13 protein-coding genes are annotated in these 16,465 nt (G+C 43.1%); 5 read left to right on the top strand and 8 right to left on the bottom strand.

The annotated features are described in order from the left end of the window. Positions 1-81: 81 nt before the first annotated feature. The 6 genes from BACINT_RS06070 to BACINT_RS06045 form a co-directional block, all read right to left on the bottom strand. Positions 82-1,596 (bottom strand): DUF3868 domain-containing protein, encoded by a 1,515-nt coding sequence (locus BACINT_RS06070; protein ID WP_182424525.1) that lies wholly within the window; start codon positions 1,594-1,596, stop codon positions 82-84. Positions 1,597-1,604: 8 nt separating this feature from the next. Then, complete coding sequence (locus tag BACINT_RS06065; RefSeq protein WP_007661401.1) at positions 1,605-2,174, bottom strand: DUF3575 domain-containing protein; 570 nt, start codon at positions 2,172-2,174, stop codon at positions 1,605-1,607. A gap of 592 nt (positions 2,175-2,766) precedes the next feature. After that, entirely contained in the window at positions 2,767-4,989 is a 2,223-nt protein-coding gene (locus BACINT_RS06060; protein ID WP_007661399.1) for a glycoside hydrolase family 3 C-terminal domain-containing protein, read from the bottom strand. A 27-nt stretch (positions 4,990-5,016) separates the two neighbouring features. Continuing rightward, a complete protein-coding gene (locus BACINT_RS06055) occupies positions 5,017-6,264 on the bottom strand; it encodes a glycoside hydrolase family 5 protein (protein WP_007661397.1) in 1,248 nt (415 codons plus the stop codon). Positions 6,265-6,284: 20 nt separating this feature from the next. Continuing rightward, positions 6,285-7,760 (bottom strand): glycoside hydrolase family 30 protein, encoded by a 1,476-nt coding sequence (locus BACINT_RS06050; protein WP_007661396.1) that lies wholly within the window; start codon positions 7,758-7,760, stop codon positions 6,285-6,287. 186 nt (positions 7,761-7,946) lie between these two features. Beyond that, a complete protein-coding gene (locus BACINT_RS06045) occupies positions 7,947-9,539 on the bottom strand; it encodes a DUF6377 domain-containing protein (protein ID WP_007661394.1) in 1,593 nt (530 codons plus the stop codon). Between the two features lie 63 nt (positions 9,540-9,602). On the opposite strand from BACINT_RS06045, the gene BACINT_RS06040 reads away from it, so the two are divergent. The 3 genes from BACINT_RS06040 (at position 9,603) to BACINT_RS06030 (ending at position 12,281) form a co-directional block, all read left to right on the top strand. Further along, positions 9,603-10,787, top strand: coding sequence for a DUF5009 domain-containing protein (locus BACINT_RS06040; protein WP_007661392.1), 1,185 nt, complete (start codon positions 9,603-9,605; stop codon positions 10,785-10,787). A gap of 27 nt (positions 10,788-10,814) precedes the next feature. Continuing rightward, complete coding sequence (locus BACINT_RS06035; RefSeq protein ID WP_021967861.1) at positions 10,815-11,402, top strand: epoxyqueuosine reductase QueH; 588 nt, start codon at positions 10,815-10,817, stop codon at positions 11,400-11,402. A 321-nt stretch (positions 11,403-11,723) separates the two neighbouring features. Further along, positions 11,724-12,281 (top strand): DUF6266 family protein, encoded by a 558-nt coding sequence (locus BACINT_RS06030; protein WP_007661390.1) that lies wholly within the window; start codon positions 11,724-11,726, stop codon positions 12,279-12,281. 124 nt (positions 12,282-12,405) lie between these two features. On the opposite strand, the gene BACINT_RS06025 is transcribed toward BACINT_RS06030, so the two are convergent. After that, positions 12,406-13,542 carry an AAA family ATPase gene (locus BACINT_RS06025; RefSeq protein WP_007661388.1) on the bottom strand — a complete coding sequence of 379 codons (1,137 nt, stop codon included), beginning with the start codon at positions 13,540-13,542 and terminating at the stop codon, positions 12,406-12,408. Positions 13,543-13,755: 213 nt separating this feature from the next. On the opposite strand from BACINT_RS06025, the gene BACINT_RS06020 reads away from it, so the two are divergent. Both BACINT_RS06020 and BACINT_RS06015 read left to right on the top strand, forming a co-directional pair. Then, positions 13,756-14,661 (top strand): alkaline phosphatase, encoded by a 906-nt coding sequence (locus BACINT_RS06020; RefSeq protein WP_007661386.1) that lies wholly within the window; start codon positions 13,756-13,758, stop codon positions 14,659-14,661. Positions 14,662-14,787: 126 nt separating this feature from the next. After that, a complete protein-coding gene (locus tag BACINT_RS06015; protein WP_007661385.1) occupies positions 14,788-14,961 on the top strand; it encodes a hypothetical protein in 174 nt (57 codons plus the stop codon). Between the two features lie 106 nt (positions 14,962-15,067). Here BACINT_RS06015 and BACINT_RS06010 read toward each other — a convergent pair whose 3' ends face one another. Next, complete coding sequence (locus BACINT_RS06010; RefSeq protein WP_007661383.1) at positions 15,068-16,315, bottom strand: M16 family metallopeptidase; 1,248 nt, start codon at positions 16,313-16,315, stop codon at positions 15,068-15,070. Positions 16,316-16,465 lie beyond the last annotated feature (150 nt).

Here is a 16,465-nt window from a genome sequence, read left to right as displayed (position 1 = left end):
CAAACATTTTATTAGAAATTAATAGATATATTTATTCTCTTTGTTACAGCTCAGTTAGTGCTGCTTTATTTATTACTGATTTTATTTATTCTTCTTCTCAATTTCGGCAGCATTAACCTTCTTTTTAGCTAATTCTTCCAGATTTTCCTTGGCTGCACCCAGCCCTGACTGCACTGCAGCCTTCAAATACTTCTCCGACGATTCATAATCTCCTTTCATTAATGATAATACTCCCATTGCATTGTTATATTCAGGTAGGCAGTCATCCGACTTCACCCTTTCCAAATAGCGTTCCGCAGAAATCAGGTCATTGCGTGAAAGAGCTGCGGTAGCCGCATTCATATTAGCTATTTCACTTTCCGGATAAAGGCGGACTGCTGTCTCAAAAACATCGATAAACTCCTGTGAACCTTTCGGATAGGTATTAGCCACCATAAACATCTCGTTCAAACTCAGATTTTGCGGACGTTTCTTTATCACTTCCTTCGCCTCTTCCAAATTGAAGTTTCTGACATCATAGCTCACCTTACAGATAGCTACGCGCAGACTTGGAAATAATTCCTTCAACATAAGCCGATAGGGCACACCACCACGAAGCTGCATCAACTTCGTTTCCCTTCCTTTCTCAATAGGAACATTCGTGATGATATCCAAAACCTCTTCTTTATAATCCATCTCAAACGTATCCAACGCCTCCACCAATCCATCCCAGTTTTCACCACCGAATATGATATAGTATTGATTACGCGGGAAATCATACCGGGCAGCCAGATAGTTGCGCAATGCCATAGCACGCCCTTCGGATAAACGTTTGTTTGCAGCCAGCGTTCCTTCAGGGGAAGCATAACCTATGATATCCAGACGCTTCACGTTCACATTGGCATCAGACTTCAGGTCATCAATCATCGCACGGATTTTTGCTAATTCCTGGGGATTGCTCATGTATTCAGGGCGAATATCCACCTTGTTCACCTCAAAGTCCAGAAAACATTCCGCCTGTATATCACGACTCTTTATTTCCTCTACTTTAGGCTCCACATACGAAAGATGAGGAGTCACCACATACGGCACCAGCATACGTTCGAGCGTAACCTTATCAAAGGTATGCTCCACGTTCATCAGCGCACTTTCGCCACAACCACACTCGTCGCGCTGCACATTCAGCCCGGCATCCGCCATCCAAGGCTCGTAAGGCAATGTATATCTGTAGCAAATAACGCCACTTTTCTTCTTCTGATTTTTCTCTATCAGATAAGGTGCCTTATAGTTTCTCTTCGCTTTAGCACTCATCACTGCCAGTCTGCGTTCATGAACCAGATACTCGTTTTTCCCTTTGATGGAAACCCGTGGAAGCTCGTAAGTAGTAGTAGGAGAAACTAACTGCGGAATAAGGTCCACTCCATGCGCCGATTTCACCTTCACATCTTTCATCAGAATATCAAAATCTATATGAACAGTTTCTCCCAGTTGCTCCAACCGCACAGGTACTATGGTGATGGTTCCTTCATAAGAACGATCCTGGGCTATGGCTCTGTTCGTATTCAGGCACAAGACAACCAGCACCAACACGATAAATGACATATTTCTTTTCATCATTCTCATTTCTATTTAATTACGTAAATAAGTGATACACTCGCTTTTGTAGGTCCCACATAGTTCTTACTGGTATCTTTCTGTTTAGTGCCACACGTTGCACAGGGATACTTTTCATATATGATGCGTGCATACCCCAACCCAAGGGAAGCCTCAATGCTCCAGCGCTTCTTCAATATCCATGAGTGTCCTATCGAAATACCGCCTCCATACAGATGTCCCTGATAGCGCATATTCTGCATATTTTCGCTGATAAGCGGCCAGTCGGGCAACCCACCTACATTGAAGTCGGCATAGTGAGCATGCAACCCAATGAACGTGCGGTTGAAACTTTCGCAGAACCAGTAACGAAGCTCCGGTTGTATGCCCCAGTGCTTCAAGCGAGTTTCATCAAACTTCCATGGATTATAATTCACCGGAATATCCAATGTCCACCTACGTACCAAAGCCACTTCCAAACCAAGATTCATGGTAGTAGTGGCATCGTAAAGAAGATTGCTGTAAAAAGCAATCTTCTGAGCCTTACTCTCGGCTGGAAATAATCCCAATATGAATAATATGCATACTAGTATTTTCTTCATCTAATTCTCATTTTTATTTTAAAATCATTCTATCGGCCAAATCCGTGTCACAGCCCGAAACGAACCGAAAATAGCCTAAAATCTCAGTATGCAAATATCGGAGTAATAAGGGAGACAGTAAATTGTATCTATTTCTGTTATAGGCACTAAAAAAGTAGGAAGACTACTATTTAAGTGATTGTTTAGTAGATAAGTTGCTGAAACAAGAAAAAGGAGTTTTTTAAGAACATCAGTTTCAATATATGAATATTAAAAATATAATTGTTTCAATATCCGAAACTTATGAGAGAAACAAATTCAAATTATTTAATATATGAAAAGACAATAGATTATCATTATATACAAGTTATACAATCGCTAATATACAAGTTTACAGATCAAGCATGCCCTACACACTTTTCTAAAGGCTATTACAAGATATCAATACAATTTTTTATAAGAAATAATTTTGTATTAATTACGACATTATACACTTTATATTCTCACCTCCATTATAAAAATAAAATAGGGCGTTAACCTCATGGTCTCGCCCTATCGTTCTACTCTATCCTTGATAATAACTAATGAAAAGAAGAATCTTCTTTCAGCACGTCTATTTTAATTCAAAAGGTACTACACCTTTTATATCCGCTGCCGAAGCAGCAATAATCGCCTCAAACTTACCCGGTTCAGCTACCCAGGTATGCTGAATATCATCAAAGTAACTCAAAGCTTCTTTATCTATAGTAAATGTGACATCTTTCTCTTCGCCCGGAGCCAGTTTCACTTTTTTGAAACCTTTCAGTTCCTTTACCGGACGAGGCAAAGAAGATTTCTTATCGCTGATATATAACTGTACGACTTCGTGACCTTCACGTTCACCTGTATTCTTCACAGTTACAGTAAAGTTGATCTCATCATTAACAGATATTATCTTCTTGTCAGCAATAGGCCTGCTATAAACAAATGTCGTATAAGACAATCCATGCCCGAAAGGGAACAATGGTTTCACCTTCTTCTGTTTGTCCGTCCAACGATAACCTACAAAGATGCCTTCATTATACTTCATATCCACTACTTTCTTACTACGGTCAGCGAAATACTCACCTACACTATGAGCCGGAACATCTTCCAAACGTGCAGGGAAAGTGAAAGGTAGTCTACCGGAAGGATTGACATCACCCATCAATATAGCTGCAATGGAACTCCCTGCTTCCGAACCCAAAAACCAGGCCTGCAACACAGAAGGAACTTCCGCAACCCAAGGCATAGCTACGGCATTACCGGAGATATTAATAACTACAAGATTCTTATTAGCATTTGCCAAAGCCGAAATAACATGATCCTGTCCATAGGGTAAATCCAGACCGACACGGTCAGTATCCTCACAATCCTGATTATTACTCTTATTCAGTCCACCGATGAAAATTACATAATCAGCATCTTCTGCAACCTTTACAGCTTCGGCAATCAATTCCTCCGGTGTACGGTCGTCTTTCAAATTCTGACCTGTTACCACACCATTATATTCACCACGGGCATCACCTACGTAACCACGAGCATAAACGACTTCTACTTTATCCCCTACACGCTTCTTAATACCATCTAATGGAGACAACTCACGCTGAACTTTCAAAGAAGAACTACCACCGCCTACAGTCATCATCTTCACAGCATTCTCGCCGATAACGGCAATTTTCTTTGCTTTATTCAAGTCAATAGGCAACAAAGCACCCTTATTTTGTAACAACACAATCCCCTCCTCACCAATACGGCGGGCAGCCTCATAATGTTCTGGAGAAAGCATGGAACCCAGAGGACGGTTCATATCCATTGTTGTACGGAAACTCAGGCGCAAAATGCGGCGCACCTTATCATCCAATTCATTCGTACCCACTTTCCCGGATTTAATGCGCTCCAGATAAGGCATAGCCAGATAATAATTATCATAAGCATTACTGCTGCCATTTGCAAGACCATCCGTCCAACTACCGAATTCCATATCGAGACCATTCTTAATGGCCTGATTCGTATCATGCACACCACCCCAGTCGGAAACCACAACACCATCAAATCCCCACTCACCTTTCAAAATATCATTCAACAAATACTGATTATGGCAAGCATGCTGTCCTTTATAGAGATTATAAGCCCCCATTATGGCCCAAGTTTTACCTTCCTGAACAGCAGCTTTAAAAGCCGGCAGATAGATTTCATAAAGAGCACGGTCGTCCACTATAACATTGGTGGTATGACGGTTGATTTCCTGGTTATTCAGCGCATAATGCTTTACACAGGCAGCTACACCATTTTGCTGTACGCCTTGCACGTAAGGAACCACCATACGAGAAGCCAGATAGGGATCTTCACCCATATACTCAAAGTTACGTCCATTCAGCGGAGTACGGTAAATGTTGACACCAGGTCCCAAAAGAACATTCTTGTTGCGATAACGCGCCTCTTCACCGATACTTTTTCCGTAAAGCAGGGACATATCGGGATTCCATGTAGCAGCCAGACAAGTCAATGCCGGATAAGCTACACAAGAGTCATTGGTCCACCCTGCCTGATCCCACTCATCCCAAAGTACTTCGGGACGGATACCATGAGGACCATCTGTCATCCAATTTTCCGGAATACCCAAGCGGGGCACTCCTGCACTACTGAATTTACTTTGTGCATGTACCATAGCTACCTTTTCTTCCAAAGTCAGCCTTTGCAACGCATCTTCTACTCTTTCTTCGATAGGTTTGGTAGCATCCAGATATACGGGTTTCTGCTGCACCAAGAGTGGAAGAGCAACAGTGAATGCCAAACCGAATAATACTTTTTTCATATGGATAAATAATTAGTTTATTAGTGATTATTTCATACCTAACGACTGAATATACCCTTCCTGCACCACACAGTTCTTCAGTTTGCAAGCCTCAATGAAATCCATCATTGCCTTGCGTACCATCATCTGGTCGGGACGGGCATCCCGGATTTCTTTATAAGATGTGCGTGGAGATTCGGAGAAATAAAGGATATTCGCCCAATTTTCCGGCGGAGTAATACCTACAAAGCTGGAACCATCCATCTTCTTATACGGCCAGAAGGTATAACCGATATTATTCTCACGCATCGTCTGGCAAAAAGCAGCTTGCCATTCGTCCGTGTTATGTCCTATCTCACCCATATACATTGGTAAGTTCACACTGTCGCGGAAGTCTATTATAGTTTGAATATCATCTTTAGTAGGATCACCTCCATAACGATGGCAAGTATACATTATTTTATCATCAAACTTAGAATCCTTGAACGGCTTGAAGTTACCGTTCCACTGAGCGCCACCCAACAGAATAATATGGTTATTGTCCACCTCGCGGATAGCAGCTACCCCTTTCTTATAAATATCTTCCAGTTTACCGTTCAATTCTTCCATATTCGGAAAATACGGAGCGATAGGTTCATTGAAAAGCTCATAACCGAGAATCACCGGTTCATTCTTATACCGGTCTGCAATCTTGCGCCAGATATCGCAATACAATTGCTGGCTGGCTTCACTTTCAAACAACCAAGGATATCCGTAGCTATCATCTATATTATCACCCGTTTGTCCACCCGGAGCATCATGCATATCAAGAATCAGATAAAGATCGGCTTCACGGCACCATTCCACAACACTGTCTACACGGGCAAAACCATCCTGACCGGCAGTCAACCCCATAAAGTCCTCATCCGTGAAAAGCTTATAATGGAATGGAAGACGAATGGTATTCGCACCTGTATTCTTAATAAACTGAATATCTTCACGAATGATATAATTGTCTTTGAAAGCTTTCCAAAACTCAGCAGTAAAGTCGGGTCCTACCAATTGGCAGAACATTTCATTGATAAACCGGGGAGAATTCGTTTTGTTAAACTTAAACATATACCCTTCCGGATTCAGCCAATTGCCCAGATTGGTACCCATGATAAAGAGTTTCGTACCATCAGGTTTTATCAGGTCTTGCCCCTGAATGGTTATAAACTCAGCAAAATCCTGTATTTTTTCTGCCTTTTCACCACAACTCCCCAACATCAGAGAAGCTGCTAAAAGGGATGTACCCACTAAAATCGATTTCAACATGATATTCTAATACTATAAGATTATTTCTTCCAGCGATAAGAGGCTACTGCTTTGGCAGGCACCACACAATCTACATAATTCTTTCCATCCGTTACAGTCAGGCGAGTTTCCTCATTTCCCTCATTCAAGAGTACAAAAGCAACGGTTCCATCGGGATTTTCAAATGCAGAGTACATTAATCCTTTCTCGTCAACACCTTTACTTTCCACACGAACTGCACCCGGTTTTACTACGGACGACAGATGCCCGATAATATAATAATGAGAATTGTAAGTCATCGTCTTATAGTCCCCACGATTAATATCAACAGCTCCGTAGCAGGTTTTACAACCACCTTCACGCCAGGGTCCACGTTCATCGTCCAGCATCAGATTCCAGACAATGACGCCTTTACACCAATTGTTTACCGTACCAAGAGCCACCTCGCGCATATCCTCCATCAAACGCCTTTCCAGGTTGCGTCCGTCATTCCACATGCCGATAGAAGTTTCCGTAAAGATAAGTTCTTTATCGGGACGTTTCTGCTGAATGTTATTCAATTCCTCACGTCTGCCTCCATAGTTGTGATAAGCAGCTCCGGTAAGGAAAGCAGCAGCCACTTCATCATCATACATTCTAACAGGATACTCCTGCTGATCGGCCATATTATCATAGTTGTAATTATGGTCGAAAGCATAAATCTTCGTATCCAGTCCGGCAGCCTTGAAAGCAGGACCGAGAGCATCGCGGACAAAAGCTTGTTCTTCTTTCCAACCCATGAACAAAGAAGCAGAATTACCCCTATTTAACGGTTCATTCTGTGGAGTGACGGAGTAGATTTCAATACCTTCATCACGGAATGCCTGTATCCACTTCACAAAGTAAGTAGCATAATCAGAATAATAATCCGGATTCAATTGTCCGCTTGTCCAGGAATCAAATGGTTTCCTTTCTTCCAGGTTATTCACCTTCATCCACTTGGGGCATGTCCACGGAGAACCTAATATTTTGATAGTGGGATTAAGAGCAAGAATATCTTTTAAAATAGGTATTACATATTCTTTCTCTTCAGTTTGCAGAGCGAAATTCTCAATTCCTTTTGTATCGCAACAGGTATACTCGCTCAGTGAAAAGTCGGAACAACCAATAGAAATGCGGATATAACTAAATCCCAGCCCATTTTTATCAAAAAACGTTTCAGTCAGGAATTTCGTACGGTCGGTCGGTGTCATCTGCATCAGATTATAGCAGGTAGAACCTGTAACAGCAGCTCCGAAACCATCCATCTCCTGATACCGCACCGTAGGATTTATAGTGATTACAGACTCAGATGCAGAGACTTTGGAAAGCTCTTGAGTAATGTGGTTAAAGCTTTGCTGCCGATCGGCAGTCGTAATGTAAACTTCCGCTTTGTTTTTTCCCGGAGCATCCTCACCCAATGAACCGGAAGTCCCGGCACAGGTTGTAGTAGCAACCAACAAACAGCATCCTAATAAAAGAGGTAATTTCAAATTCATGTATGTTTTTCAAGGGTTAATTAATCTCCCCCAAAGGTAGGCAAGATAAAGACATTACGTACCTCCGCATTATGAATATGTGGATAAGATGAAATATACAGCGAAGATAACCCTCTAAAGAACAGGCAGATAAAAATCAATAGAGAAAGTAAAAAAGTGGATAGGAAATAAGGTAATGACGTATGCTTAGCGTATCTTCATAACGCATGTTTCAAAGTCATCACGCGAAACACAAGCTTTGTTTTTCACTTTGGCGCGGTAATTATAGATTGTATTGACGGAGTAACGGAGAAATTCGGCAATCTGCGAACTATCGTCAATGCCCAATCGGATTAAAGCAAAAATACGTAATTCAGTATTCAGAAGTTCGCCTTTGCGGAGTATGATCCGCTCTTCCGGTTGAAGCAGTTCATTGAATTTTCCTACAAAATCAGGGAAAAGGTGCAGGAAAGCCGTATCAAAGTTCCCATATAATTCTTTCAGATCCGTGTCGAGCACATCTCGTGAACGTACCATTTTCAGGAGTTCTTCCATCTGCCCGCCGATAAGCTTCTTGTTTACCATGCGCCGGTAAGCATCCAGTCGGTCGATGTAGGTAGAACAGAGTTTCAGGAAGCGCCCGATATATTCTTCTTTGATATGATTAGACATTTGCAACTGTTCATTCGCCTGCTCCAAATGAGCCCGGGCGACAGAGAGATGCTTCATCTGCCTGTAAATCCAGACAACAGCTACGACCAACAGCAGAGATAGAATACTAATCATCCAGAGATAAAAACGAAGACGTTCATTCTGTTTCTCCTGCATAGCCTGATAGGTAAGATCTATAAGCGATAGAATGCCGGCTGTCTGCAAACTGCGGCTACGGGCATTGTAATGATTGGTTTCATTCCACGAAAAACGGATATAGCGATAAGCACGTTCGATGTCTCCTTCCTCATAGAGCAATTGTGCCAAAGTCCACAGGGAGGCATGGTCTGTAATCGCAAGGCGGATATCCGTCAAAGCGGACAAAGCCAGATAATATTTTGCTTTCTCCAGGTCCCCCAGGCGATGATACAGCAAAGAACGGTGATACGTTATCAACGCATACTCCGGAGTATCGGGGCGCACACTTGCCAAGCGGTCATCGTTTATCTTCAAAGCTTCCTCTAACCTACCGGCAGCAGCTGCCTGCATCTCTCTGCGTTCCGGATAAAGGGCGAAGGCAGGGGAAAGCACCTGCATCAGTGAGTCCTCATAAGCGGCAGACAAACCATAATAGCGGTTACGACGGAAAGCATCTTGCGTATATGCCCCCAATTCACCGTATAAATGACGGTAATTTTCGTAATAATCGGGCAACAGACGGGAAGAGAGTCCGGAAGGATTTATCTGTTCCAAATCCTCAGAAGCTTCCTTATACATACCTGCCGAAGACATCAGGTGCGCCCGTCGGATGCGGGTTTCATCCACTGTTTCCTGTTCACCGTGGCGCTGCGCCCAGCGCAAATTGCGGCCCAGATAAAGAAGGGCTGAATCGCATATATATGCCTTGTATTCCTGAAACATTTCTCCATTCAGACGGAAATACTCCGACGCCTCCATATCTGTCTGCAACAATTGCTGCCTCAAAGCTTCAATACGAGCTTCCCGCACTGCCACATATTCCTGATGCGCCCCGATAGCCTCATCCAAGGCAGCAGACCATCTATCCATTGCAGGAATATCCACCGAAGCAGACATTCCATGAATGCCTACTAAAACCAGTCCGAGAAATATCAGCAGTTTTACCTTCATGGGGACAAATATAAAAAATTAGTTTCCTATATTTGCAGCATTAACCCCCAAATGTATTCTATAATGAAAAACTTAGCACCTCAACGAGTGGCCGCGGTTGATGTATTCCGCGCACTCACCATGTTTCTCATGCTCTTCGTGAATGACATCCCCGGTCTGAAGAACATCCCCCACTGGCTTGAACATGCCGACATCAACGAAGATATGATGGGATTCTCCGACACCATTTTTCCCGCATTCCTGTTTTGCATGGGCATGTCTGTCTCTTTTGCCATCCAGAACCGTTACCGAAAAGGAGATACTACACTTCAGGTCATTGCCCATATCTTCTGGCGTACGGTGGCACTCATCGCTATGGGGCTATTTTCACTTAATTCGGGTGGCATAGCAGGTGGCATTTCCCACCAGTGGTTCTGCATCCTGATGGTTATCGGCTTTTTCCTGGTCTGGGCCGTTTATCCGAAGGCTGAAGGGGCAAAAAAGTACCTATTCATCGCAATGAAGGTGCTTGGTATTGCCTTGTTGGCATTCCTCGTTCTATATAAAGATTTAAACGGGAAACCTTTCCATCAAGGTTGGTGGGGCATTCTGGGACTTATCGGCTGGACGTATGTCGTGTGTGCCGGTATCTACCTGTTCACCCGCGAAAGTTTGCGCAAAAATGTCATAGCATGGCTGGTCGTCATGCCCCTTGCGGTGATCAGTCACTCTAACCTGATCCCACAGGAATATGGTTTACGCATCATCCTTCTGCCTTTCATCCCCAGTGACTGGACGCTGCATGCATTCGGTATGTCGGGGGTACTCACTTCCCTGTTGATGCAGAAATATGCCGACCGGGAACATCCGCGTAAATTCATTGTTATCCTTTGTGCCTTAGGTGTCATCATGCTCATCGCTGCACTTTGCTCGCACCCCCACTGGATTATCTCAAAGATACAGGCCACTCCGAGCTGGCTGTTCTATTGTCTTGCCGCATTCTTCCCGTTGTTCGGCCTGTTCTATTGGCTGACGGATGTAAAAGGTAAAACACCCTGGTTCGATATCATCAAACCTGCGGGAACCGCTACGCTGACGTGCTATATCATTCCATACGTATGGTACGCCGCCCAACAATTATTGGATTGGCACTACCCCGAGTTTCTGAATGCAGATGCCCCCGGCTTATTAAGATCACTCATATTCTCCCTCATCATTGTCCAACTGACCGGACTACTGGTGAAGGCTAAAATAAAACTGAAGGTATAAATACGTACCTAAAAAGACGAAAAGATGATGTTAAAGCTTCAAACTCCTAACCATGAAGACAAGGTGCTGCTCCACTCTTGTTGCGCACCTTGTTCTTCTGCCATTATCGAATGCCTGCTTGCTAACGGCATCCGCCCCACCGTGTTTTATTACAACCCCAATATCTACCCTCAGACCGAATATGAAATCCGGAAATCCGAGGCCATCCGTTATGTTCAGGGGTTAGGACTTGACTTTATAGATGGCGACTACGATTACTCATTCTGGCGCACCTCCATGCAAGGAATGGAGGATGAGCCCGAACGAGGTGGCCGTTGCCTGAAATGTTTCAACCTTCGTTTGGCTGAAACTGCCCGTTATGCCTCCAAGCACGGTTTCACCCTGTTCACCACTACCCTTGCCTCTTCCCGCTGGAAAAGCCTCGATCAGATCAACGAAGCGGGACGTAGAGCCGCCGCCCTTTACCCCGGAACCACTTTCTGGAAACAAAACTGGCGAAAAGGAGGATTACAAGACCGACGAAACCAGCTTCTCAAAGAGCATGATTTCTATAACCAGCAATATTGCGGTTGTGAATTCAGTATGCGAAGACTTGAACCCTCTAAAACAGACTGAAGAATAAAAATTGACTTCTAAACTCTTACCCTTTACCTTACTCAAGACATATCTGCGACATACTTGCTCCGTACAATCTCCACTCAGAGGTACTTCTATGTGGAGAAAGTATGGATTTGATACGGAGCAAGTATATCCCAGATAAGAAGCAGATATTTTAGGCCATCGATCCCAAGCAAGAATAGCCAACTAAGCAAATCGCTGCAAACGGACGCAAATATCACATTCATGAAGACAAACCGCTAAAATCGTTTGGCTGAAGGAAATAAAAATGTATACCTTTACGTCAGAAACAGAATAACCAATTTAAAATGCGACACCATGGGAATTATCAATCAAGGCATACTCGGAGGCTTCTCCGGCAAAGTGGGACCGATAGTAGGGTTTCACTGGAAATCAAAATACTACATACGTGCACGGGCGGCCAAAGTCAGTAATCCACGCACACCGAAACAGCAGGAACAGAGAGGTAAGTTTGCCACGGCATTCAGTTTCCTGAAAGCCATAAAACCTTTTATTCGTATCGGCTATAAGGAATTTACGCAGGAAAAGCCCGCATTCAATGCTGCCATGTCCTATACACTGAAAAGAGCCGTGACGGGCAATGGGAAAGAAACCTCGATTGACTTTAACCGGGCATTGGTCTCCATAGGAACCCTAATGCCCGCATTCGAGGGAACAGCCACACAGAATGAGGATCAAATGTACTTTAACTGGCAGGACAATAGCGGCATGGGGAATGCAGAAGATACGGATATAGCTATGTACTGGTGTATAACAAAAATAAAGAAACAGCCGTTTACGATACGGAAGCCGCCCTACGTTCCGGTTGTCATGCCGTACTGCAACTTCCGGCTGACTAGCAGAACAATGAACTGATTGCTTATCTCAGCTTTTGCAGTACCGACGGAAGTTGTCAGCCAACAGCATTCGCCTGACTGTAACAGTGCCTGAAACAACATTTGATGAACCCGATATAAAAAATTCTCCTCTGTGGACTTCATCAGACCGAATATCGTTTTACCCAGAACTTAAGCAACCGGTCATTAATAACATATCCATCAAGAGTCTTACTCACCATTCCTTTACCGGAAAGCCCTTTCAAGGCAGATTGTACGGAACTGGGTGATTTCAAATGATACTTTCGCACAAACTCACCGGAAGTTACATTGACTGCTATGTCTTCAGCAGCTATCGCACGAATGATTTCGCGCTGGCGTTCGGTTAAGTCGGCAAAAATAGATTGATAGATGAAATTTTGTTTTCTAATAAGAGAAGTCAAAGCAATTTCAAAATAAGCCACCGTAGCAGTTCCTCCCTTTTCAGTGAGCAAAAACACTTCGTTCATCAGCATTTGCAGGTAAAGTGTAATACCTTCAAAACTATGATAAGCTATTTCCACCAAGGCAGCATCTACAACTTTCCCATGCTCACAGAAATGCATCTTGACAAATTCGATATATTTTTCCAAAGGTATGCTTTCGAGGTGCAAGGTAAAGGTACTCTGGTAAAAAGGGCGATTGGCACTATTAAACATATCGACCAATAAACTCGGTTCGCTACCGGCAAAAATAAAACGCGCGTTCGGACAATGCTGTATCTGCGTGCGCAACAAGGCTTCCATGTTTTTTTCGGCATAGTGGTTTATTTGCTGAAACTCATCAAAAGCAACAATACAGGGTTTATCAGCAGCATTGAGATAGGCAAAGATTTCATCTAAAGTCGTATCGACTGAAGATACGCTTAGACCTATCTCTAAAGTGGGTTCACCTGTCAAAGCGTCTATTTTCACAGCAGGGCGCAAGGAAGTAATGGTTTGCAGAAACTGATCCAGGAATTTCCTGCCACGCGGCTTCAACTGGTCAATAATAGCATTGCCGAAAGCATATATAAATTCACGGATAGAGGCTGTTGCAAAGATATCTATAAAGAAAACATTATAATGTTTACTGATTTTTTCCTGATGAAAAGTATGCAGTATTAATCCGGTCTTTCCCATACGCCGCTGGGCAATCAATACTACATTGCGTCCATTCATCAAGTCTTGAATCAGTTCATCAGTTTCTCTTTCACGATCGCAGAAGTAATGACTGCCAGCATAAGCACCAATAACAAAAGGATTTGTTTGTACACTCTTCATGATTATTACATTTTAAATTATTGCAAATATAATAATTATATTCATAATAATCTTCAAGATCAATTTTAAAACACTTGAAAACATGAAAAGTTATCGTGCATATTCTTTTCACCATACACGGACAATAGAGGCATCTTTCGCGTATAAAACTGGCAGATACAGCATAATAATTTCCGTAACTTTGCCGGCAGTTAACGTAAAAAGTAGAAAAACATGAAGAAATTTACTATCACATTGGCACTCTCTATCCTTGCAGTGCTGTTAGTTGCCGCTCCTTGTAATGCTAAAGGAAAAGCAAAACATGTCGTATTAATCGGTTTGGATGGCTGGGGAGCCTATAGTGTTCCCAAGGCAGATATTCCTACTATCAAGCAACTGATGGCTGACGGAGCCTATACGCTCGAAAAGCGGTCCGCACTTCCCTCTTCAAGTGCCATCAACTGGGCTTCCATGTTTATGGGAGCCGGTCCTGAACTGCACGGGTACACACAATGGGGATCTAAAACACCCGAATTACCTTCGCGTGTACTCAATCAGCATGGCATTTTCCCCACTATCTTCCAATTATTGCGCGATGCACAGCCCGAAGCCGAAATCGGTTGCCTGTACGAATGGGACGGTATCAAATATCTGGTGGATACACTTTCTTTGAGCCACTATGCGCAGGCTCCCGATTACAATAAGCATCCCAAAGCCCTGTGCACAATGGCGGAAACTTATATCAAAGAGAAACAGCCAACCCTACTCGCCGTCTGTTTTGATAATCCTGACCACGTAGGACACCAGGCCGGACACGACACTCCTGAGTATTATGCCAAACTGAAAGAACTGGATACCTATGTAGCCCGTATTATTCAAGCCGTAAAAGATGCCGGCATGCTGAAAGAAACTATCTTTATCGTCACTGCCGACCACGGTGGCATTGAAAAAGGACATGGCGGCAAAACTATGAACGAGATGCAGACACCTTTCATCATCTCCGGTAAAAATGTAAAGAAGAGCGGTGAATTCCACGAAAGTATGATGCAATATGACGTTGCTTCTACCATTGCCTACATCTTCGGACTGAAACAACCGCAAGTTTGGATTGGAAGACCGATGAAGCAGGTATTTAAATAAAACGAGTCAGATTCACACTAATTCTCATAATTTACTCTGAAACATTTGCAGAAGTCGAAAGTTATTGCGTAAAAAGTGTAGCGTAAAAAGTGCTACACTTTTTACGCTGCACATAAACTTTTGCTTATGAATAGAATAACGAATCCTTTTCTGGTTTACGGTTATGCCGGACCAGACTATTTTTGTGACCGGAAAGAGGACACACAGAAGTTAATTTCTGCCTTAAGGAATGGACGCAACATCACTTTGATGAGTCCACGCCGCATGGGGAAAACCGGACTGATAAAAAATGCTACATAAATAAACAAGGAATATGTATTCAAATCCGACAAAGGTTATTACATCTACGACCGGTTCATGGAGTTGTGATTGCAGACGTTGCCTTATGCCAATCAATAAAGGATACTCAGCGATAGATTAACGTCGACAGATAATCTTCTGCAAACATTTCATTCGCCACTTCCAATAGAATCTCCGGAGTAAGTTGTTCAATACGTTGATAAACCGCTTCGGATGTTTCATATTTATGATAATGCAGGAAGGTCTTTGCCATACCGAGGGCATTGTTCTCATTATTATCCGACGCTACACCTATCTGTCCAATTAGTTGCTTCTTGGTAGCAGCCAGTTGCTGGGAAGTCATCTTGGTATCACGCAAGCTTTTAAGTTCCTTCATTACCAATCGCATACATGTATCCACATCTTCAGGATCGCATCCGAAATAAGTGCAGAAGACACCTGTATCCGTATAAGAAGTCAGATTGGACTCCACATTATAAACTAATCCCCGGCGTTCACGCAGAGAAACGTTCAGACGACTATTCATACCCGGGCCCCCAAGAATATTGTTCAGCAGATAAAGGGCTGTACGTTTATCATCATAGGCATTGTATCCACGACTGCCAATCATGACATGAGCCTGATGCGTATCTTTATGTATAGTGAGTTTCTCAGGCGTATAAAGAGGAGGAGGCATACGACGGTTATCCACCGATACCGCAGGGACATCTATAAGGAGTTTCTCTGCCCAACGGATGACTTGCTTGAAATCCAAATCGCCCCAAACAAAGAAAACCATATTGCCCGGATGGTAAAAGCGGGAAGTGAAAGCAGCAGCATCTTCACTCCGGAACGTTTTCAGTAATTCAGGATTACCCAAAATATTACGTCCCAGCGGATGTCCGCGGAAGATCAAATCCTCGAAGTCATCGAAAATAAGTTCGGAAGGCGTGTCCTCGTAAGACTGGATTTCATCAATGATTACCTCCGTTTCCTTTTCAATCTCACGTTGCGGAAAGGTGGAATGAAATACAATATCCGCCAGCAGTTCAAAGGCCCGGCCGAAGTGCTCAGTAAGGAAAGCAGAATAGATAACCGTCTCTTCTTTATTGGTGTAAGCATTCAGGTCACCACCTACATTCTCCATACGATTGAGAATATGCCAGGCTTTCCGCTTCTGTGTACCTTTAAAAATAAGATGTTCCACAAAGTGCGCCATGCCTTGTTCATTCTCAAGTTCATCACGGGTTCCGGCATCAACAGCAAAACCACAATAAGCTACATTGGAATAGGCCGGTTGATGGATAATACGCAAACCGTTGGCAAGTGTATATTCGTTATGTCCCGGTAAAGGGAAAAGTGCTAACTTCTTCATTCTTACGTTCAAAACTGATTGAGGGCGCAAAGATAACTCAATTTGATGAGCTCCCCCTATCTTCACAAAGCAAAAATACAATAAAACTTATTGCCATTTATGGAAAATTGCAGATATTTGTAGGCTATAACCTAACTACTAACAAAAATA

Source organism: Bacteroides intestinalis DSM 17393, from assembly GCF_000172175.1.
GTDB classification, from domain to species: domain Bacteria; phylum Bacteroidota; class Bacteroidia; order Bacteroidales; family Bacteroidaceae; genus Bacteroides; species Bacteroides intestinalis.
This window is presented reverse-complemented; position numbering and strand designations above follow the sequence as displayed.